This is a genomic window from Neisseria sp. P0022.S009 (assembly GCF_051956675.1).
Classification (GTDB): domain Bacteria; phylum Pseudomonadota; class Gammaproteobacteria; order Burkholderiales; family Neisseriaceae; genus Neisseria.
Genome location: NZ_JBQCXE010000001.1, coordinates 209,725 through 228,961, shown reverse-complemented (window position 1 = coordinate 228,961; position 19,237 = coordinate 209,725). Strand labels below are relative to the sequence as shown.

Sequence of the window (19,237 nt, the reverse complement as noted above, 5' to 3'; positions counted from 1 at the left end):
GAAAATGCACGCAATACGCAAAGATTCAGTCAGCCTGATTGCCGTTGCCGAACACGAGGAAGGCCAACGCCTTGATAACTATCTGATAAAAATCCTCAAAGGCGTCCCGAAAAGCCATATCCACCGCATTATCCGCGCCGGCGAAGTGCGGCTGAACAAAAAACGCTGCAAACCCGACAACCGCATTCAGGCAGGCGATACCGTCCGCATTCCACCAATACGCATCGCCGAAAAACAAAGGCCGTCTGAAAGCCAGGCCGCGCCTGCGCGCGAATTTGACATCATTTACGAAGACGATGCGCTGTTGGTCATCAACAAACCTTCCGGCGTTGCCGTCCACGGCGGCAGCGGCGTGAGTTTCGGCGTCATCGAACAAATCCGCCGCGCCCGTCCCGAAGCGCGTTATCTCGAACTCGTCCACCGCCTCGACAAAGACACCAGCGGCCTTTTGATGATTGCCAAAAAGCGCAGCGCCTTAGTGAAGCTGCACGAAGCCATCCGCAACGACCATCCGAAAAAAATCTATCTCGCACTGGGTGTCGGCAGGCTGCCGAACGACCGCTTCCACGTCAAGCTCCCCCTGTTCAAATACACCGGCGCACAAGGCGAAAAAATGGTGCGCGTCAGCGAAGACGGCCAATCCGCCCACACCATCTTCCGCGTGTTAAACCGTTTTTCAGACGGCCTTTTGCACCAAGTCGGCCTATCCGACCTGACCTTTGTTGAAGCCACCCTGAAAACCGGCCGCACCCACCAAATCCGCGTCCACCTGCAATCGCAAGACTGCCCCATTGCCGGTGACGAACGCTACGGCGACTATCAAGCCAACAAACGCCTGCAGAAACTCGGTTTAAAAAGAATGTTCCTGCACGCTTCCGAGCTGCACCTCGCCCATCCGCTGACCGGCGAAAAACTAATCCTGAAAGCCCCCCTGCCGCAAGAATTGGCGCAATTCGTTGTAATGTTGGAAAATCAGGAAAAGGCCGTCTGAAAGGAAACCCATGAAACCCAAACTCATCATTTTCGACTGGGACGGCACGCTTGCCGACACCACCAACCCCATCATCCACACCTTCCAACAAAGCTTTGCCGATTGCGGCCTACCCGTTCCCGAAGCCGACCAAATCCGCCCGCTCATCGGATACAGCCTCTCCGGCATCATCCGCCGCCTTGCCCACAACGTCAGCGAACACGTTCAGGAAACCCTGATTGAGACCTATGCCGCGCACTACCTCAATCCCAACAACCGCAACATGACCCTGTTCCCCGAAGCCCTGCCCTGCCTGCAACGCTTGAAGCAACAAGGCTATTGGCTTGCTGTAGCGACCGGCAAAGGCCGCAGCGGACTGGATAGGTCCATCAAGCAAACCGGCACCCAAGCCTTCTGGCTGGAAACCGCCTGCGCTAGCGAATATCCGTCCAAACCCGCGCCCGATATGGTACTCGCCCTCTGCGACCGACTGGGGGTTGAGCCGGAAAAGGCCGTCGTCGTCGGCGACACCACCCACGACCTAGAAATGGCCGCCAACGCCAAAATCCGCGCCATCGCAGTCACCACCGGCGCACATACTGCCAAACAGCTTTCCGCCCTGCCCCATGTTGCCATGCTCAACAGCTTGACCGAATTGCCTGATGTATTGGAAACCTTATAAATGACGGCGTGCGTCAACTGACAAAGATTTAGATAACTAACAGATTGGACTTGAAATGAAAAAATTGCTTTTTATACTGCTAGGACTAGCAAGCATTAATACTTATGGATATGACGTGACCAGAGGTGCATTGCAAAACAATTCGGCATTGTGTGGGTATGGCTACAATCCCAATTGTGGTTCGTCTGGTCATCACCAACAGAGACGGCCTACGGAAATTGTTAACATCGATGTTCCTTCAAGATACGGTGCCTGGGCAACCAACATAAAGACAGGTGATTCAGGTGGTGCAATTGACATGGAATCGCTTGAAGCTGCTAAAGCACAAGCTATTAAGACATGTGAACGAGGAGGGCGTAATGCGCCATGTAAAGTATACGCTTGGGTTCGAAATAGTTGTATTGCTGTTGCCCAAGGAAAGTCTGGTAAAAAATGGGCTGCCTTTCCAGGTACAGGAGACCCTGGTCTTGCGGAGGCCGATGCCTTAAGGAAATGCCAAGAGTCTGGCAGCTCTCAATGCTCTATTTTTGCAAACGAAGGTTGCTCAATGCCTAGATTCTAAATAGACCAAAGGCCGTCTGAAACGTAAACAACATAAATAAGCATTTCCCAGGAACACCCATGGCACTCCAATTTGAAATCAACGCCGTTACCCCCTTCCGTCAAAACTGCACGCTGATTTGGGATGACGAAACCAAAGAAGCCGTGTTGACCGATGTCGGCGGCGACGTACCCTATTTATTGCAACAAGTCCAAAATAAAGGCCTCAAGCTGACCGCCATTTGGCTGACCCACGGCCATCTTGACCACGCAGGCGGCGTGGTTGAGCTTTTGAAAACCTGCGACGTACCTGTTCTCGGCCCGCACAAAGACGACGAATTCCTGCTCCAAGCCCTTCCGCAAACAACGGCGCAATACGGTTTCCCCGTCTCTCCGTCATTCACGCCGACACGCTGGCTGGAAGAAGGGGAAACGCTCAAGGTCGGCAACCACAGCTTCCAAGTCCTCCACATTCCCGGCCACACTCCCGGACAAGTCGTTTTTTACAACGCCGAAAACGGGCTTTTAGTCGCAGGCGATGTTTTGTTTTATGAGACCGTTGGTCGCACAGATTTTCCGCGCGGCAATCATGATGACCTCATAAACAATATCTGCGCTAAACTATTAACCCTGCCCGAAACCACGCAAGTTATCGCCGGACACGGCCGCATGACCAGCATCGGGCATGAGAAAAGATACAATCCGTTTCTGGTTCGTTAATATGAATGTTGTATAAAGCCAACATTCCGGCATACACAAATTATGCGCATCAAGGAAAACTGGCATACAATTTGCAGGGATAACACCCGAAAGATTAAGTACCTAATCTCCGGCAAATGCCAAAAAGAACTAAAGCACAAAGATAACAAGGTATTACGCAATACAACCTGATTTATCGAAAACCGGACATCTCCAAACCCCAAGCCTTACTCGCAGTGAAATTGTTACAAAGTGACAATAAATGTCAGTCAGGCCGTCTGAACGGTTCTGCCGACTCAGGCGGATACAACGGAGATGAGGCGCAATGCCCTGCCGGAATGTGCCGATGTTCTACTTGTCAAACCGTCGGGTACATCTTTAAGAAGCACAACATTATTTGGGTAAACCGGCAAACTCGCTGCCGGCACTAACAGGCCGTCTGAAAAGTTCGGCTGGTAAAATCAATAAAAGGATTATCAAATGAAAAAAATCGCAAAAGTGGGCTTTGCCCTGCTGGCTACCGGCCTGCTGGCCGCCTGTGCTACTAAGAGCAAAATCACTCCTGAAGGCACTACCGACGAGCCTCGCTTCCCTAAACCTTACTCCCTGACCTTCAACAAAGACCGCGGTACATTCCCGACTTTTGACGAGCTGGATCAAATGCGTCCCGGCCTGACCAAAGACGACATCTACAAAATCCTCGGCCGTCCTCACTACGACGAAGGCATGGTCGGCGTGCGTGAATGGGACTACCTGTTCCACTTCTACACCCCGGGCGTAGGCGTTGACCCTGAAAACACTTCCGGCGTTGAAGGCATCACTACTTGCCAATACAAAGTCATCTTCGACAAAGACAAATTTGCACGCAGCTTCTTCTGGAATCCAGTATTCCCTAAAGATGCTGTATGTCCTCCTCCAGCACCTACACCTAAACAAGAGCCTCAAGTGATCATCCGCGAGATCATTAAAGAAGCTCCTAAACGCATCCGTCAATAAGGACAAATTTGAAACGGATCCTATTGGGTATAGCCTTGGCAGCAGGCTTGAACTCTTTGGCCGCTGCCGATGCTGTCAGTGACTATATCCAACGCAAAAAAGTCGTGGTCAATACAGCCAAGGCGGAGCTTTGCTTTGCCGATGACGGTCAGTGCCATCCGGTATTAATCGGCAAGACCACGCCGAAAGGCAAATTCAATATGACACCGATGATGACCAGCAAACCGGGTTACGGTGGCGAGGTTATCGGCTTCAAAGAAGAAAATGACTTTCTGTTTGCGTTACACCGGGTATGGACGCTCAAGCCGCAGGAAAGGCGCATGGAACGCATCGCTTCTCCCAATGTGGCCGACCGCATCATAACCAATGGTTGTATCAACGTACAAAATAATGTGTACGAAAAACTGCGTCAGTATTTCATTCTGGAAATCATCTGATGTAAGTCAGTCAAACAAAGGCCGTCTGAAACTTTTCAGATGGCCTTTCTTCTCAAACGAAAATTCAACGGCAATTTGCTTGCTCCGTCAGAGCCAAACGAAGAATATTTGGCCGCTTCATTCTCTACTCATCCTCAAGCCATATCACTTTTTACCATATCCAAAGAACCAACGGTTATTTATGCCGTTTCTTGCCCAATGCTAGAATCGCGCGTTTATATATCGGCCCGCCGAGAAATCAAATAAATAATATAGTGGCAGGAATAGCTTTTATTCCCCGCCCCTTACACACTCAAACATCATGACCGATTCTTCTGCCAAATTACCCAATTTATGGCTGCTGATTGCCGCTGCCGCCTCCATCCTGCTGATTACCATCGGCATGAGGATGACTTTAGGGCTTTTTGTCCTGCCCGTCGTCAACTCGACCGAGTTGAGCATGACCCAGTTCAGCCTGATTATTGCCGTTTTCCAATTGATGTGGGGCATATCGCAACCCTTGTCGGGCGCGTTGGCCGACCGTTTCGGCGCGTTTAAGGTTTTAGCCGGCGGTACAGTTCTGTTGATTGCCGCCTGTCTGATGGTGCCGCAAATGCCAACTTATTGGGGGCTGATGCTGGGTATCGGTTTATTGTTGGCATTCGGTACGGGTTCGGGCGGATTTTCCATCATTATGGGACAGGTCGCCGCCAAAACGCCGCCTCATCGGCGTGGCTTGGCTTCCGGCCTGGTCAATGCAGGCGGGTCCGCAGGGCAATTTTTGTTCGCGCCGCTGGTTCAAGGTTTGATTGCCCTGCCCCACGTCGGCTGGACGGGGACATTTTATGTCTGGGCAGTCATTGCCATCTTGATTTTGCCGATTTCTTGGTGGTTGGCCGGCGGCAAACATGCTGCTCATACCGTCCATACCGATGACGGCGGCCAAACCCTGAAGCAGGCCGTCTGCAAGGCTTTCGCCAACCGCAGCTATATCTTGCTGCATTTGGGTTTCTTTACCTGCGGTTTCCACATCGCCTTTTTGGTTACCCACCTGCCGACCGAAATTTCACTTTGCGGCCTCCCTGCTACGGTCGCTTCGACCTCCATTGCCATTATTGGTTTGGCAAACATTGCCGGCTGTATTTTTTCAGGCTGGTGTACCGGCAGATTTTTGGGCAAATACGTCCTCTTCGGTTTATATGCTTCGCGTGTCGCCATGATATTGATTTATCTGGCCGCACCTAAAACCGATTTGAACTTCTATCTTTTCGCCGCCGGACTCGGTTTCACTTGGCTGGCAACCGTCGCCCCCACCGCCGCCATTACCGGCAAACTTTTCGGCACGCGCTACTTGTCCACCCTCTTCGGGTTGACCATGTTGAGCCACCAAATCGGCGGCTTTTTGGGTTCGTACATCGGCGGCATCGTCATCACGCGCTTCAACGATTACGGCTGGATGTGGTACGCCGACGCAGTCTTGGCAGGCGCGGCCGCCCTGTTGAATTTACTGATTCATGAACGGAAAGCGGCTGCCGCCTGACGCGGAAACCTTGGCATTTCAAGGCCGTCTGAAACGTTTCAGACGGCCTTTGCCTTATTCCATTTTTTGTGTTTTATCCACAATCGATATTCCTATCCATTATTTAACACTCCCTTACAAACCCGTTAAAATACTGCCTTTATCATGCTGATTGTCTGACTCTGATGAACTGGTCTTATCTGATCGATGCCATCCCCAAATTCGTCGATGCGGCAAAGCTGACACTGGAATTGTCGGTATATGGTGTCGTTTTGTCGTTGCTGTTCGGCCTGCCCGTTGCCGTGGTTACGGCATACCGCATCCGCCCCTTCTACGCATTGGCACGCGCCTATATCGAGCTGTCGCGCAATACGCCCCTGCTGATCCAATTGTTTTTCCTGTATTACGGCCTGCCGAAAATGGGTATTAAATGGGACGGTTTCACCTGCGGCGTGATCGCACTGGTTTTCTTGGGCGCAAGCTACATGGCGGAAGCCATTCGTGCCGGTATTCTGGCCGTCCCCAAAGGGCAGATCGAAGCGGGCAAGGCCATCGGTTTGAGCCGCTTTCAAGTGTTCCGCTATGTCGAATTGCCTCAGGCATGGGCGGTCGCCGTTCCCGCCATCGGCGCAAACGTATTGTTTTTGATGAAAGAAACATCTATCGTCAGCGCGGTCGGCATTGCGGAATTGCTGTTCGTTACCAAAGACATCATCGGCATGGACTACAAAACCAACGAAGCCTTGTTCCTGCTGTTTGCCAGCTACCTGATCATCCTTCTGCCCGTTTCGCTTCTGGCGCGCTGGGCAGAAAACCGCGTACGGAGTGCAAAATATGGTGTTTGACTGGCTGTTTGAAGGACAAAACGCGGCACGCTTGGGCGAAGGCCTGTTGTTGACGGCGCAGATTTCCCTGGCCTCCGTTGCCGCCTCCTGCGTATTGGGTACGCTGTTCGGCTTGGTTTTACGTTCGCGCAACCGGCTCATCCGCTTTATCGGACGGTTTTATCTCGAAACCATCCGAATCGTGCCGATTTTGGTGTGGCTGTTCGGCCTGTATTTCGGCCTATCTGTCTGGACAGGCATCCACATCGACGGATTTTGGGTTTGTGTCTGGGTATTTACCATGTGGGGCATCGCCGAAATGGGCGATTTGGTCCGCGGCGCATTGGAATCGATTGAAAAACACCAGGTCGAATCAGGCCTGGCACTCGGCTTGAGCCGCGGGCAGGTATTCCGCTACATCGAGCTGCCGCAAAGCATCCGCCGCGTATTGCCCGGCGCCGTCAATCTGTTTACGCGCATGATCAAAACCAGCTCGCTCGCCTCCCTTATCGGCGTCATCGAAGTCGTCAAAGTCGGCCAGCAAATCATCGAAAACTCGCTGCTGACGCAACCCAATGCTTCATTTTGGGTTTACGGCCTGATTTTTATGCTGTATTTCTTCTGTTGCTGGCCGCTGTCGCTGCTGGCGGCAAAACTTGAACAAAAATGGGAACACTGACATGGCTTTACTGAGCATCCGCAACCTGCACAAACAATACGGCAACGTAACCGCCATTCAATCCTTAGACTTGGACTTGGAAAAAGGCGAAGTCATCGTACTGCTGGGTCCGTCCGGCTGCGGCAAATCCACCCTCCTGCGCTGCGTCAACGGTTTGGAGCCGCACCAAGGCGGCAGCATCGTGATGGACGGGGTCGGCGAATTCGGCAAAGACGTTTCCTGGCAAACCGCCCGGCAAAAAGTCGGCATGGTTTTTCAAAGCTATGAACTGTTTGCCCACATGACCGTCATCGAAAACATCCTCTTAGGCCCGGTGAAAGTACAAAACCGCAACCGTGCCGAAGCAGAGGCACAAGCCGACAAACTGTTGGAACGCGTCGGCCTGCTCGACCGCAAAAACGCCTATCCGCGCGAACTCTCCGGCGGCCAGAAACAACGCATCGCCATTGTCCGCGCCCTGTGCCTGAATCCGGAAGTCATCCTGCTGGACGAAATCACCGCCGCACTCGACCCCGAAATGGTGCGCGAGGTCTTGGAAGTGGTTTTAGAACTCGCCCGCGAAGGCATGAGCATGCTCATCGTAACCCATGAAATGGGGTTTGCCCGTAAAGTTGCCGACCGCATCGTCTTCATGGACAAAGGCGGCATCGTCGAATCGACCGACCCCGAAACCTTCTTCTCCGCCCCCAAAAGCGAACGCGCCCGCCAATTCTTGGCAGGCATGAACTACTGATTTTATTTTCAGGCCGTCCGAACCCTTTTTCAGACGGCCCCCACTTTCAACCAAACATTTGAAAAGGAAACACTCATGCAATTGAATGCCAAATTCAAAGCCCTCCTCGCCTCTGCCGCCATCGCCGTCGGCCTGACTGCTTGCGGAGGCGGCTCCGGCGATGCCCAATCTTCACAAAGCAGCGGCGCGGCAACCGTTGCCTCCATCAAAGAAAAAGGCGTCATCCGTATCGGCGTATTCGGCGACAAGCCTCCGTTCGGCTATGTTGACGCCAACGGCAAAAACCAAGGCTTTGACGTTGAAATCGCCAAAGACCTGGCCAAAGACCTGCTCGGCAGCCCCGACAAAGTCGAATTCGTCCTGACCGAGGCCGCAAACCGTGTCGAATACGTCCGTTCCGGCAAAGTCGACCTCATCCTCGCCAACTTCACCAAAACACCCGAACGCGCCGAAGCCGTCGATTTCGCCGATCCTTACATGAAAGTGGCCTTGGGCGTGGTTTCCCCAAAAGACAAACCGATTACCGACGTTGCGCAATTGAAAGACCAAACCCTGCTGGTCAACAAAGGCACCACCGCCGACGCCTTCTTCACCAAAAGCCATCCTGAAGTCAAACTGCTGAAATTTGACCAAAATACCGAAACCTTCGACGCACTGAAAGACGGTCGTGGCGTAGCACTCGCCCATGACAACGCCCTGCTGTGGGCATGGGCAAAAGAAAACCCGAATTTTGAAGTCGCCATCGGCAACCTCGGCCCTGCCGAATTCATCGCCCCAGCTGTTCAAAAAGGCAACACCGACCTCCTGAACTGGGTCAACGGCGAAATTGCCGCCATGAAAAAAGACGGCCGTCTGAAAGCCGCCTATGAAAAAACCCTCTTGCCCGTGTATGGCGAGAAAGTCAAACCGGAAGAATTGTTGGCGGAATAAACCGACTATTTTCTCGGCAAAAAGTCACTTGGCCGTATTTCAGCTATCCGATTTGTGATTGATTTAAACAAATATCATACCTAACAACAGGCCGTCTGAACGTATTATCGATACCTTCAGACGGCCTGTTGTTTAAAAACAAATAACATGATAACCTTTTAATAATGGATGAAATAATTCGTCCGATATTTCTACAAAGCAAAAAGGACTCTATCTTATGAACCGTCGTCAATTTATCGGCAGCGCTGCTGCCGTCTCCCTCACCGCCGCCGCTTCTTTTGCCCGTGCTCACGACCATGCAGGCCATGCACACCATGCTGGTCACGCGCATTCTGCACCGCGTGCCTACGAAGCTGCGCGCAAAGCGGCCGCACATTGCGTTGAAGCTGGCCAAATCTGTCTGGCGCACTGCATCGCCCTGTTGAGCGAAGGCGATACCTCCATGAAAGACTGCGCAGCCGGCGTCAATCAAATGCTGGCACTGTGCGGCACCTTGCAAAACCTCGCCGCCCAAAATTCACGCCTAACCCCGTCTTTGGCAAAAGTGTGCATCGAAGCCTGCAAACAATGTTCCGCCGCCTGCAAAGAACACGCCGGCCACCACGCCGAGTGCAAAGCCTGCTACGAATCTTGCTTGGCTTGCATTAAAGAATGCGAAAAAATTGCCGCTTAAGCACTATTGAAAAAAGGCCGTCTGAAATCTTTCAGACGGCCTTTTGTTTATGGTTTCATTCACGCTATTCTGCTGCAAGCTCTTGCTCATCCAACAGCTTTTTCTTCACAACCGCAGGATTGCCCGCAGCCACGCAATAAGGCGGCACATCTTTGGTAACCACCGAACCTGCGCCGATTACCGCGCCCTTGCCGATGGTAACGCCGCCCATGATAATCGCACGCCGGCCGATCCAAACATCATCTTCAATCACAATCGGGCGAATGTCCGTATAGCCTTCAAAGCGGCGGGTTTCAGGGTTGAATTTGTGGTTGGTCGAATAAAACAGGCATTCCGGCCCCATCATCACGTTCTTGCCGAGGGTCAGGCCGTGGCAGATTTCGCAATTGACGCCGATACCCGAATTGTCGCCGATTACCGTATCCGGAAAAACATATCCGCCTTTTTCGATATTGACGTTTTTGCCGATGTTTGGGGAAATGCACGCAGCCAAAGCGGCGCGGAATTTTTGCGCAATCCGGCCGAAGGGTTTGCAATAAGACGGAGGCAACATTCCTCCCCAGACACGCAAAATACGCGTCAATATCCTTTTTTGCATGGATTCCGTCTCCTGTTCGTAAAAGCGTAAATATTAATCAGACTATTATTTTTCTTAAAGTTTCACATCTAGAAGAGGTTTTACATCCTCTTTTCAGTTGAATTACAGCCCGATTACACAGTATTTGGTTTGAAACTCTATTCTAAACTGTTCTCGCCTGTTGCGAAACTGCCCGCTATGCAAAATATCCGCTTGACGAAACAGCCAAAAATAGCGAAAATCCCACGCTTAACTGAAGTACAGGCAAAACCCCTGTGCCCGCTTAATCGAAAGGAAATCAAATGAAACAAGGTATTCACCCGAACTACCACGAAATCAACGTTACCTGCTCTTGCGGCAACAAATTCGTAACCAAATCCGCAATGGAAAAAGACAGCTTCAACGTTGAGGTTTGCTCTCTGTGCCACCCTTTCTACACCGGTACTCAAAAAATCGTCGACACTACCGGTCGCGTGGACAAATTCAACAACAAATTCGGCAACCTGTTCAAACGCTAATTGCCGCTTTGTCAAAAAGACTGCTTCCTGCAGTCTTTTTTGCATTCAGGCCGTCTGAAACCTTTCTTTCAGACGGCCTCGCCATATCGGATAAACATCCTTCAAACACCCGATAAAAACGAGCCGTAAGCATTATTTTACAAAGCCCTCCAGTCCGGCATATCGCGCAAACCCGTCAAACCCTGTACCATTGCCATTCAAACCAACCGTTTTTTGACCTTCCATGCTGACTTACACACCGCCCGATCCGCGCCGCCCCCAAAAAACCCATGAAAAACCGTGGCTTCTGCTGCTGATGGCCTTTGCCTGGCTGTGGCCGGGCGTGTTCTCGCATGACTTGTGGAACCCTGCCGAACCCTCCCTCTTTACCGCCTCCGAATCCATGAAAAACGGCGGCAGCCTGCTGGTTGCACAAATCTTCGGCCAACCCGACTTCACCATCTCCCCGGCTTTTTTGTGGGCGGCAACCGCATTCCAAACCCTGTTTTCGCCTTGGGCGGCCGATGCCTATGATGCCGCGCGTTTTGCCGGCGTGGTATTCACCGCCGTCGGACTGACCGCCTGCGGTTTTGCCGGTTTCAACTTTCTTGGCAGACACCACGGCCGCAGCGTTGTCTTAATCCTTATCGGCAGTATCGGTTTGCTGCCCATCGCCCACTTCCTCAATCCCATATCGGCCGCCTTTGCCGCATTTGGATTGATTCTGTGCGGCTTTTCACTGGCACGCCGCCGCGTCATTATTGCCATTTTGCTGTTGTGCGGCGGCTGGGTTTTACTCTCCCTTTCCTCAGGCTATCTGCTGACCGCGGCCATGATGTTTTTGGCACTTGCCCTGTCGTTCCATTCCACTTGGCAAAGCAAACGCTATTTGCTGACCCTGATCGGCGCCATTGTCGTTTCCCTGCCCCTGCTGATTCTGTATCCGCTGGTTTTATCCAGAACCCATCCCGAATGGTTTGATATATGGTTCAACCATTATTCCTTAGGCGTATTCGGCGGTTTCCATCAGATTCAGACGGCCTTCAGCCTACCCTATTATCTGAAAAATCTACTGTGGTTCGCCCTGCCTGCTTGGCCGCTGGCGGCATGGACGCTCAGCCGTACGCGTATCCACGATAAAAACTGGGGCATTCTGAGCCTGTCGTGGCTGGTTATCATGACAGCCCTGCTCGCCATCGACCCGCAACGCCTGCAAGACAACCTCGTTTGGCTGTTGCCGCCGCTTGCCCTGCTCGGCGCGGCACAACTGGACGGCCTGCGTCGCGGCGCGGCAGCATTTATCAACTGGTTCGGCATCATGGCATTCGGTTTGATTGCCGTGTTCCTGTGGCTGGGCTTCTTCGCCATGAACTACGGCTGGCCCGCCAAACTGGCCGAACGCGCTGCCTATTTCAGCCCGTATTATATCCCCGACATCGACCCGATTCCGATGGCCGTCGCCCTGCTGTTTACCCCGTTGTGGCTCTGGGCGATTACGCGTAAAAACATCCGCGGCCGCCAAGCCGTCACCAACTGGGCAGCCGGCGTTACCTTGGCCTGGGCTTTGCTAATGACCCTGTTTTTACCGTGGCTCAACGCCGCCAAAAGCCATGCGCCGGTGGTACACCAAATGGAAGCCGCGCTTTCTGCCGAATTGAAACAGCAGCTTTCAGACGGCCTCGAATGTATCAACATCGACGGCCAAGACCAGCGCACACGCATCGCATGGACACAATACAGCCGTATTAAAACCACGACCGACAACCCGACCTGCCGCTACCGCCTCATCCGCCAAGCCGCCAACATCGGCGCACCTTCGGGCTGGCAAACCTTGTGGCAAGGCGCAAGACCGCGCAACAAAGCCGAGACTTTCTTGTTACTGGAAAAAACTGCGGCGCAGTAAATCACACCAGCCTCAAAACTGAATAACCTCAGTCCAACAAAGGCCGTCTGAAAGAACTTTTATCCTTTCAGACGGCCTTTGACTTACTTTAACACCGCTTCCCGTACAATGGCCCTTTTCCCTTATCTGCCTAAAAACATGAAACCCAACCGCCTTTTGCCCCTCGTCCTCTTATTGACCGCCCTCTCCGCCCATGCCAAAGATTTCATCATCTACGACCGCATGGACTACGTCGGCAAACCCGACCTGACTGCCGACAAACTCTCCAAAGTGTTTTTGGTTTACGAAAGCGAACTGGTCAAACCCGATCCGACAGGCAAACGCAAACACGGCGTACTCAACGAAGCGCGTATCCGCGAATTGGCCAAACAATCGCGCCGCGAAGGCTACCGCACCATTTCCACCGACATCGAAAGCTGGTTTGCCGAAAAAGACGGACAGCTGCTAACCCCCGACGAATTGAGAACCGACTTCGCCCGGATGTACCAAATCTTCAGAGAAGAAAACCCGCGCGCCGTCATCAGCAACTACGGCATGCCCTCTGAACACCTACACGGCATCCGCCACTACCGCCCCAACGTTGACAACGAAGCCATCTTGGCCAAATGGCGACAAGTCAGCAAACGCCGTGCACCCACCGCCGCCATCAGCGACTATGCCAATCCTGTGTTCTACATCACTTCCCCCGATTTGGTGCAATGGGAAAAAGACGTCAAAACCGCCGTTGACGACATCCATCAACGCTTTCCCAACAAAAAAATCATCGGCTACATCTGGCCGCAATATTATTCGGCCACCAACAGCCCTTATTTCAAGCAGTTCATCGACCCCGTTCGCTGGCGCAAAATGCTCGAAATCAGCAAAAAATACACCGACGGCGTGATTATCTGGTCGGACAAACGCGATGAAAACAACCAAATCGTGCGTTGGAACGATCCGCGCATTCAAGCCACAATGAAAGCGACTCAAGCCTTCATCCATGCCAATGCCAAAGAAATCAAGGTAGAAGGTTTGCAGAAATATTAACAACAAGGCGGGCATGTTTGCCCGCCTCTTTATTTACCTACACAGCTGTCTGTATGTTTGACACAACATACAACAAACGACCGTAGCACCAACGCTTCTGCGTTCTTTCACACGTTTTTACCCGTTATTCCTAAGCGCAGACCATCTGAAAATTGCCCGAATATCCAATACCCTTTACAATACCCGTAATTAAAATACATTTTTCGACACTCCCATCCTGCATGAGTTCCACACCCTTCATCGAAATGAAAGACGTTGCCTTCGCATATGGCGACCGTCCGATTCTGAACAACATCAACTTCAGCATTCCACAAGGCAATTTCGCCGCCGTAATGGGTGGTTCGGGCAGCGGTAAAACCACGCTGATGCGCCTGATTACGGGTCAAATCCACCCGCAATCGGGCAAAGTGCTGATTGAAGGGCGCGATTTGACCGCATTTTCAGCGCAGGAGCTGTACGAACACCGCCGCCACATGGGAGTTTTGTTCCAACACGGCGCATTGTTCACCGACTTATCCGTCTTCGACAACATCGCCTTCCCCATGCGAGAACTGACGGATTTGCCCGAAGCAGTCATCCGCGATTTGGTGGTGTTGAAACTGAATGCAGTCGGTTTGCGCGGTGTTGAAAACCTGATGCCTTCCGAGCTTTCCGGCGGTATGTCGCGCCGCGTCGCCCTCGCGCGTACGATTGCGCTCGACCCTGAAATCATGTTGTACGACGAGCCTTTCACCGGCCTCGACCCGATTTCGCTGGGCGTTATCGCCCACCTCATCAGCCGTGCCAACAAAGCCTTGCGCTCAACCAGCGTCATGGTAACGCATGATATTGAAAGATCATTGGAAATTGTCGATCAAGTCATTTTCTTGGCACACGGCGAAATCATGTTCTCCGGCTCGCCCGAAGAAATGCGCGAACTCGACTCGCCTTGGGTACGCCAGTTTGTCGGCGGTTTGGCAGACGGCCCTGTCGCATACCGCTATCCGGCGCAAACAACTTTAAAACAAGACTTGCTGGGCTGATGTTCAGACGGCCTGAAACTTAAACAAGGCCGTCTGAAAACCATTTAACCAATCAACTGAAACCTATGAATTTTATCCGTTCCGTCGGGGCAAAAACCCTCGGCTTCATCCAATCGCTGGGCAGCATTACGCTGTTTTTCCTGCATATCCTGGCCAAATCAGGCACGGCATTTACTCGCCCGCGCCTGAGCATCCGCCAGGTTTACTTTGCAGGCGTGTTGTCTGTCCTGATTGTTGCTGTGTCCGGCCTGTTTGTCGGCATGGTGTTGGGCTTGCAGGGCTATACGCAGCTGGCAAAATTCAAATCCGCCGATATTCTGGGCTATATGGTTGCCGCTTCCCTGTTGCGTGAATTGGGTCCCGTATTGGCGGCTATTCTGTTTGCCAGCAGCGCGGGCGGTGCCATGACCAGCGAAATCGGCTTGATGAAAACCACCGAGCAGCTTGAAGCAATGAACGTGATGGCGGTCGACCCTGTGGCACGCGTGGTTGCACCGCGCTTTTGGGCAGGTGTGTTTTCCATGCCTTTGCTGGCATCGATTTTCAGCGTTGCCGGCATTTACGGCGCGTATTTGGTCGGCGTCGAATGGCTGGGTTTGGACGGCGGTATTTTCTGGTCGCAAATGCAAAACAACATTACCTTCCATTACGACGTCCTCAACGGCTTAATCAAATCCGCCGCTTTCGGCGTAGCCGTTACGCTGATCGCCGTACATCAGGGCTTCCACTGCGTACCGACTTCCGAAGGTATTTTGCGCGCCAGTACACGCACCGTAGTGTCTTCCGCCCTGACCATCCTCGCCGTCGACTTCATTTTGACCGCGTGGATGTTTACCGACTAAAGGCCGTCTGAAACGACACTTAAAAAGAATGAAACAAGGACAATAGCACATGAAAAAAAATGCTTTGGAATTTTGGGTAGGACTGTTTGTCTTACTGGGCGCAGCCGCTATCGGCTTTCTCGCCTTCCGAGCCGCCGGCGGACAATCGTTCGGCAAATCCTCTCAAACCTACACCGTCTATGCCGATTTCAGCGACATCGGCGGCTTGAAAACCAACGCTCCGGTCAAATCCGCAGGCGTACTGGTGGGCCGCGTTGCCTCTATTCAGCTCGACCCTAAATCCTATCAGGCAAAAGTCGCCCTCAATCTGGACAGCCAATATCAGTTCAGCAGCGACGTTTCTGCACAAATCCTGACTTCAGGCCTGTTGGGCGAACAATACATCGGCCTGCAACAAGGCGGCGATACCGATTCTTTGGCGGCAGGCGACACCATTACTGTTACCAGCTCCGCCATGGTTTTGGAAAACCTTATCGGCAAATTCATGACCAGCTTTGCTGAGAAAAACGCAGATGGTGAATCTGCCGGTCAAAACAAACAATAAACACATATCAACCCAATATTCAGGACACTCCCATGAAAAAAACTTCCTTCATCAGCGCATTGAGCATCGGCGTATTGAGCATCAGCATGGCATTTGCCTCTCCTGCCGACGCAGTCAACCAAGTCCGTGAAAACTCCGTTCAAGTGCTGAAAATCCTCAACAGCGGCGATGCCAACACTGCACGCCAAAAAGCTGAAGCCTACGCCATCCCTTACTTCGACTTCCAACGCATGACCGCTTTGGCCGTCGGCAATCCATGGCGTACTGCAACTGACGCACAAAAACAAGCGTTGACCAAAGAGTTCCAAACCCTGCTGATCCGCACCTACTCCGGCACCATGCTGAAATTCAAAAACGCCAAGGTCAACATCAAAGACAACCCCGTCGTAAACAAAGGTGGTAAAGAAATCATTGTCCGCGCCGAAATCAACGTTTCCGGCCAAAAACCGGTCAACATGGACTTCACCACCTACCAAAGCGGCAGCAGATACCGCGCATACAATGTCGCAGTCGAAGGCGCAAGCTTGGTTACCGTATACCGCAACCAATTCGGCGAAACCATCAAAGCCAAAGGTATCGACGGCCTGATTGCCGACTTGAAAGCCAAAAACGGCGGTAAATAATCCACCCGCGCACCATGCCGTCTGATGTTCAGACGGCATGGTGCCTTACATCATAAAGACACCATGCAAACAGAAATCCGCAACGGCACACTCTACATCAGCGGCGACGTTACCGTCAAAACCCTGACTGCCTCCGCCTTTGCGCGCTACGAACAACAATGCCGTCTGAAAGAAACAGACAGCATAGACTTCAGCCAAGTAGGCAAAGCAGATTCCGCCTGCGTTTCCCTGCTGCTCAACGCTCTGCGCCGGACAGACAAAAAACCGACTATTCAAAACATTCCCGATTCCGTCCGCGCGCTGGCCGAACTTTACGAAATCAAAGACTGGTTGCAATCATGAAAAAAACCACCGCTTCCCTCTGCCTCCTCATCAGCCTTGCCTCCGCTCCTGCACTTGCCGAACGCAATCCGGCCGACCCTTACGAAGGCTACAACCGTACCGTTTCCAAGTTCAACGACAAAGCAGACAAATACGTCCTTTCCCCTGTCGCACGCGGTTATCGCAAAGTAACGCCTAAACCGGTGCGTACCGGCGTGAGCAACTTCTTCAACAACCTGCGCGATGTCGTCAGCTTCGGCAGCAATGTTCTGCGCCTTGACGTCAAACGCGCCAGCGAAGACCTCGTCCGCGTCGGCATCAATACCACCTTCGGCCTTGGCGGTTTAATCGACGTAGCCGGTGCAGGCGGCGTACCCAGCAATAAAAACACCCTCGGCGACACCTTCGCCTCATGGGGCTGGAAAAACAGCAACTACTTCGTCGTCCCCCTACTCGGCCCGTCTACCGTACGCGATACCGTCGGCAACGCCGTCACCACCGTCTATCCGGTTAAAAATGCCGTCTTCCACACCAGAGCAGGACGCTGGGGCACAACCGGCCAGCAAGCCATCAACACCCGCGAAGAACTGCTCGACCTGACCGACAGCCTCGAAGGCGCAGCCATCGACAAATACAGCTACACACGCGACCTTTACATGAAAGTTCGCACCCAACAAACCGGTGGCACGCTCCCTCAAAACGAAGACGACAATATCGACATCGATGACCTGGTTGACAGCAACGCCACTTCCGAACCGGTAGCAGCACCCCAAACCGCTCCGGCAGAAATCCCCGATACAAACAATCCCCAAACTCTGTATCAAACACCATCAGAAAATCTCTGATTTTCTGAGACCTTTGCAAAATTCCTTTTCCCCCGACAGCCGAAATCCAAAAGCAGGATTTCGGCTGTTTTCGTTTCACATATCCACTGATTCTACCCAAATACCCCCTTAATCTCCCTTGGATACCTGATTAATCAGGCACCCAGCCGCCTTTTAGGCAGCAACAGGCACACTTAGCCTGTTGGCGGCTTTCAACAGGTTCAAACACATCGCCTTCAGGTGGCTTTGCGCACTCACTTTAATCAGCCCGAAATAGGCTGCCCGCGCATAGCGGAATTTACGATGCAGCGTACCGAAGCTTTGTTCGACCACATAACGGGTCTTCGACAAATATCGGTTGCGTTTGGTTTGCGTTTCCGTCAGAGGACGGTTGCGGTGTGCTTTGCGCATAATGCCGTCCTGCAGCCGATGCTCTTCCAGATGTTGCCGGCTTTCCTCACTGTCATATCCTTTATCAGCATAGACGGTCGTACCTTTGGGCAGTCCTTCCAATAAAGGCAACAGGTGTTTACACTCATGGGCATTTGCAGGAGTAATGTGCAGTTTCTCGATATAGCCTTCCGTATCGGTACGGGTATGTTGTTTGTAACCGAGTTTGTAGAGGCCGTTTTTCTTTATCCAACGGGCATCGCTGTCTTTACTCGGTGCGGTTTGACCGCTGACTTGTCCTTCTTCATCGACTTCTATAGCCTGGCGCTGTTTGCTGCCGGCGGTCTGAATAATGGTGGCGTCAATGACGGCGGCGGATGCTTTCTCTATTTTTAGTTTTTTTTCGGTCAGTTGGCGGTTGATCAGTTCCAGCAGTTCGGACAGGGTGTTGTCTTGCACCAGCCAGTTGCGGTAGCGGCATAAGGTGCTGTAATCGGGGATGCTCAGTTCGTCAAAACGGCAAAACAGGTTGAAATCGATGCGGGTGATGAGGCTGTGTTCGAGTTCGGGATCAGAGAGGCTGTGCCATTGTCCGAGTAGGACGGCTTTGAACATGGACAACAGGGGATAGGCGGGACGGCCGCGGTGGTCTCTAAGGTAACGGGTTCTTTGACGGTTCAGGTATTGTTCGATCGGTTGCCAATCAATCACTTGATCCAATTTCAATAGTGGGAAACGGTCAATGTGTTTGGCAATCATGGCTTGGGCGGTTTGCTGGAAGAAGGTGCTCATGGAAAATCCCCTAAATGTCTTGGTGGGAATTTAGGGGATTTTAGGGAATTTTGCAAAGGTCTCTTTCTGTGTATAAGAGCTACGAATAATTCATATGCTTACTGCCCATTAAATACAAAAAAGCTTACTTAATGATTTAAGTAAGCTTTTTTATTCGCGAGAACAAATTTCTTAAAACCTTTTACAATTACCTGAAGAATCAAAATCCATTTAAC

The 19,237-nt window shown here is 52.1% G+C and carries 23 protein-coding genes; 21 read left to right on the top strand and 2 right to left on the bottom strand.

Annotated features, from left to right (window positions below; all coding sequences use genetic code 11):
• The first annotated feature begins 4 nt into the window (after positions 1 to 4).
• From ACTHUG_RS01115 to ACTHUG_RS01060, 12 genes are all read left to right on the top strand, one after another.
• Entirely contained in the window at positions 5 to 991 is a 987-nt protein-coding gene (locus ACTHUG_RS01115) for an RluA family pseudouridine synthase (RefSeq protein ID WP_440385958.1), read from the top strand.
• Between the two features lie 10 nt (positions 992 to 1,001).
• Positions 1,002 to 1,652 (top strand): HAD-IA family hydrolase, encoded by a 651-nt coding sequence (locus tag ACTHUG_RS01110; protein WP_440385957.1) that lies wholly within the window; start codon positions 1,002 to 1,004, stop codon positions 1,650 to 1,652.
• A 55-nt stretch (positions 1,653 to 1,707) separates the two neighbouring features.
• The gene (locus ACTHUG_RS01105) at positions 1,708 to 2,214 is read left to right on the top strand and encodes a DUF4189 domain-containing protein (protein WP_440385956.1); all 507 of its coding nucleotides are present in this window, start codon (positions 1,708 to 1,710) and stop codon (positions 2,212 to 2,214) included.
• Between the two features lie 59 nt (positions 2,215 to 2,273).
• A complete protein-coding gene (locus ACTHUG_RS01100) occupies positions 2,274 to 2,912 on the top strand; it encodes an MBL fold metallo-hydrolase (RefSeq protein WP_004519037.1) in 639 nt (212 codons plus the stop codon).
• 459 nt (positions 2,913 to 3,371) lie between these two features.
• Positions 3,372 to 3,887 carry an outer membrane protein assembly factor BamE gene (locus tag ACTHUG_RS01095; protein WP_295696831.1) on the top strand — a complete coding sequence of 172 codons (516 nt, stop codon included), beginning with the start codon at positions 3,372 to 3,374 and terminating at the stop codon, positions 3,885 to 3,887.
• A gap of 8 nt (positions 3,888 to 3,895) precedes the next feature.
• Positions 3,896 to 4,324: a hypothetical protein gene (locus tag ACTHUG_RS01090; RefSeq protein WP_036492127.1), complete on the top strand. Its 429-nt coding sequence runs from the start codon at positions 3,896 to 3,898 to the stop codon at positions 4,322 to 4,324.
• Positions 4,325 to 4,625: 301 nt separating this feature from the next.
• Entirely contained in the window at positions 4,626 to 5,843 is a 1,218-nt protein-coding gene (locus ACTHUG_RS01085; protein ID WP_440385955.1) for an MFS transporter, read from the top strand.
• Positions 5,844 to 6,007: 164 nt separating this feature from the next.
• Positions 6,008 to 6,667, top strand: a complete 660-nt coding sequence (locus tag ACTHUG_RS01080; protein WP_003748035.1) for an amino acid ABC transporter permease — start codon at positions 6,008 to 6,010, stop codon at positions 6,665 to 6,667.
• On the top strand, positions 6,657 to 7,325 hold the full coding sequence (locus tag ACTHUG_RS01075; RefSeq protein WP_049344971.1) for an amino acid ABC transporter permease: 669 nt from the start codon (positions 6,657 to 6,659) through the stop codon (positions 7,323 to 7,325). The genes ACTHUG_RS01080 and ACTHUG_RS01075 overlap by 11 nt, the downstream gene beginning before the upstream one ends.
• Position 7,326: 1 nt before the next feature.
• Positions 7,327 to 8,058: an amino acid ABC transporter ATP-binding protein gene (locus tag ACTHUG_RS01070; RefSeq protein WP_440385954.1), complete on the top strand. Its 732-nt coding sequence runs from the start codon at positions 7,327 to 7,329 to the stop codon at positions 8,056 to 8,058.
• Between the two features lie 75 nt (positions 8,059 to 8,133).
• Complete coding sequence (locus ACTHUG_RS01065) at positions 8,134 to 8,988, top strand: amino acid ABC transporter substrate-binding protein (protein ID WP_070606254.1); 855 nt, start codon at positions 8,134 to 8,136, stop codon at positions 8,986 to 8,988.
• Positions 8,989 to 9,205: 217 nt separating this feature from the next.
• Positions 9,206 to 9,661, top strand: coding sequence for a four-helix bundle copper-binding protein (locus ACTHUG_RS01060; RefSeq protein WP_070823129.1), 456 nt, complete (start codon positions 9,206 to 9,208; stop codon positions 9,659 to 9,661).
• A gap of 64 nt (positions 9,662 to 9,725) precedes the next feature.
• Here the strand turns inward: ACTHUG_RS01060 and ACTHUG_RS01055 are convergent, their stop codons facing one another.
• On the bottom strand, positions 9,726 to 10,259 hold the full coding sequence (locus tag ACTHUG_RS01055; protein ID WP_036492142.1) for an acyltransferase: 534 nt from the start codon (positions 10,257 to 10,259) through the stop codon (positions 9,726 to 9,728).
• 281 nt (positions 10,260 to 10,540) lie between these two features.
• Between ACTHUG_RS01055 and rpmE the strand changes: the two genes are divergently transcribed.
• The 9 genes from rpmE to ACTHUG_RS01010 all read left to right on the top strand — a co-directional run bounded on the left by rpmE (position 10,541) and on the right by ACTHUG_RS01010 (position 17,861).
• On the top strand, positions 10,541 to 10,756 hold the full coding sequence (rpmE, locus tag ACTHUG_RS01050) for a 50S ribosomal protein L31 (RefSeq protein ID WP_003681847.1): 216 nt from the start codon (positions 10,541 to 10,543) through the stop codon (positions 10,754 to 10,756).
• A 223-nt stretch (positions 10,757 to 10,979) separates the two neighbouring features.
• Complete coding sequence (locus tag ACTHUG_RS01045; RefSeq protein ID WP_440385953.1) at positions 10,980 to 12,638, top strand: ArnT family glycosyltransferase; 1,659 nt, start codon at positions 10,980 to 10,982, stop codon at positions 12,636 to 12,638.
• Between the two features lie 138 nt (positions 12,639 to 12,776).
• Positions 12,777 to 13,664 (top strand): hypothetical protein, encoded by an 888-nt coding sequence (locus ACTHUG_RS01040; RefSeq protein WP_240315422.1) that lies wholly within the window; start codon positions 12,777 to 12,779, stop codon positions 13,662 to 13,664.
• 221 nt (positions 13,665 to 13,885) lie between these two features.
• Entirely contained in the window at positions 13,886 to 14,686 is an 801-nt protein-coding gene (locus ACTHUG_RS01035) for an ABC transporter ATP-binding protein (protein ID WP_440385952.1), read from the top strand.
• A 65-nt stretch (positions 14,687 to 14,751) separates the two neighbouring features.
• Complete coding sequence (mlaE, locus tag ACTHUG_RS01030; protein WP_440385951.1) at positions 14,752 to 15,528, top strand: lipid asymmetry maintenance ABC transporter permease subunit MlaE; 777 nt, start codon at positions 14,752 to 14,754, stop codon at positions 15,526 to 15,528.
• Positions 15,529 to 15,577: 49 nt separating this feature from the next.
• Entirely contained in the window at positions 15,578 to 16,072 is a 495-nt protein-coding gene (gene mlaD, locus ACTHUG_RS01025; RefSeq protein ID WP_003748012.1) for an outer membrane lipid asymmetry maintenance protein MlaD, read from the top strand.
• Between the two features lie 32 nt (positions 16,073 to 16,104).
• Complete coding sequence (locus tag ACTHUG_RS01020; RefSeq protein WP_070504176.1) at positions 16,105 to 16,695, top strand: MlaC/ttg2D family ABC transporter substrate-binding protein; 591 nt, start codon at positions 16,105 to 16,107, stop codon at positions 16,693 to 16,695.
• 63 nt (positions 16,696 to 16,758) lie between these two features.
• Positions 16,759 to 17,037: an STAS domain-containing protein gene (locus ACTHUG_RS01015; RefSeq protein WP_036493932.1), complete on the top strand. Its 279-nt coding sequence runs from the start codon at positions 16,759 to 16,761 to the stop codon at positions 17,035 to 17,037.
• Positions 17,034 to 17,861 (top strand): MlaA family lipoprotein, encoded by an 828-nt coding sequence (locus ACTHUG_RS01010; protein ID WP_440385950.1) that lies wholly within the window; start codon positions 17,034 to 17,036, stop codon positions 17,859 to 17,861. Before ACTHUG_RS01015 ends, ACTHUG_RS01010 begins: the two co-directional genes overlap by 4 nt.
• Before the next feature lie 153 nt (positions 17,862 to 18,014).
• On the opposite strand, the gene ACTHUG_RS01005 is transcribed toward ACTHUG_RS01010, so the two are convergent.
• On the bottom strand, positions 18,015 to 19,022 hold the full coding sequence (locus tag ACTHUG_RS01005) for an IS5 family transposase (protein WP_440385949.1): 1,008 nt from the start codon (positions 19,020 to 19,022) through the stop codon (positions 18,015 to 18,017).
• Positions 19,023 to 19,237 lie beyond the last annotated feature (215 nt).

Excerpts from the sequence above, each read along its gene's own strand:
- ACTHUG_RS01115 (WP_440385958.1), top strand. The coding sequence starts at position 5 with ATGCACGCAATACGCAAAGATTCAGTCAGCCTGATTGCCGTTGCCGAA.
- ACTHUG_RS01080 (WP_003748035.1), top strand. The coding sequence starts at position 6,008 with ATGAACTGGTCTTATCTGATCGATGCCATCCCCAAATTCGTCGATGCG.
- mlaD (WP_003748012.1), top strand. The coding sequence starts at position 15,578 with ATGAAAAAAAATGCTTTGGAATTTTGGGTAGGACTGTTTGTCTTACTG.
- ACTHUG_RS01105 (WP_440385956.1), top strand. The coding sequence starts at position 1,708 with ATGAAAAAATTGCTTTTTATACTGCTAGGACTAGCAAGCATTAATACT.
- ACTHUG_RS01065 (WP_070606254.1), top strand. The coding sequence starts at position 8,134 with ATGCAATTGAATGCCAAATTCAAAGCCCTCCTCGCCTCTGCCGCCATC.
- ACTHUG_RS01085 (WP_440385955.1), top strand. The coding sequence starts at position 4,626 with ATGACCGATTCTTCTGCCAAATTACCCAATTTATGGCTGCTGATTGCC.
- ACTHUG_RS01110 (WP_440385957.1), top strand. The coding sequence starts at position 1,002 with ATGAAACCCAAACTCATCATTTTCGACTGGGACGGCACGCTTGCCGAC.
- ACTHUG_RS01070 (WP_440385954.1), top strand. The coding sequence starts at position 7,327 with ATGGCTTTACTGAGCATCCGCAACCTGCACAAACAATACGGCAACGTA.
- ACTHUG_RS01045 (WP_440385953.1), top strand. The coding sequence starts at position 10,980 with ATGCTGACTTACACACCGCCCGATCCGCGCCGCCCCCAAAAAACCCAT.
- ACTHUG_RS01040 (WP_240315422.1), top strand. The coding sequence starts at position 12,777 with ATGAAACCCAACCGCCTTTTGCCCCTCGTCCTCTTATTGACCGCCCTC.
- ACTHUG_RS01075 (WP_049344971.1), top strand. The coding sequence starts at position 6,657 with ATGGTGTTTGACTGGCTGTTTGAAGGACAAAACGCGGCACGCTTGGGC.
- ACTHUG_RS01005 (WP_440385949.1), bottom strand. The coding sequence starts at position 19,022 with ATGAGCACCTTCTTCCAGCAAACCGCCCAAGCCATGATTGCCAAACAC.
- ACTHUG_RS01035 (WP_440385952.1), top strand. The coding sequence starts at position 13,886 with ATGAGTTCCACACCCTTCATCGAAATGAAAGACGTTGCCTTCGCATAT.
- rpmE (WP_003681847.1), top strand. The coding sequence starts at position 10,541 with ATGAAACAAGGTATTCACCCGAACTACCACGAAATCAACGTTACCTGC.
- ACTHUG_RS01060 (WP_070823129.1), top strand. The coding sequence starts at position 9,206 with ATGAACCGTCGTCAATTTATCGGCAGCGCTGCTGCCGTCTCCCTCACC.
- ACTHUG_RS01015 (WP_036493932.1), top strand. The coding sequence starts at position 16,759 with ATGCAAACAGAAATCCGCAACGGCACACTCTACATCAGCGGCGACGTT.
- ACTHUG_RS01010 (WP_440385950.1), top strand. The coding sequence starts at position 17,034 with ATGAAAAAAACCACCGCTTCCCTCTGCCTCCTCATCAGCCTTGCCTCC.
- ACTHUG_RS01095 (WP_295696831.1), top strand. The coding sequence starts at position 3,372 with ATGAAAAAAATCGCAAAAGTGGGCTTTGCCCTGCTGGCTACCGGCCTG.
- ACTHUG_RS01020 (WP_070504176.1), top strand. The coding sequence starts at position 16,105 with ATGAAAAAAACTTCCTTCATCAGCGCATTGAGCATCGGCGTATTGAGC.
- ACTHUG_RS01055 (WP_036492142.1), bottom strand. The coding sequence starts at position 10,259 with ATGCAAAAAAGGATATTGACGCGTATTTTGCGTGTCTGGGGAGGAATG.
- ACTHUG_RS01100 (WP_004519037.1), top strand. The coding sequence starts at position 2,274 with ATGGCACTCCAATTTGAAATCAACGCCGTTACCCCCTTCCGTCAAAAC.
- mlaE (WP_440385951.1), top strand. The coding sequence starts at position 14,752 with ATGAATTTTATCCGTTCCGTCGGGGCAAAAACCCTCGGCTTCATCCAA.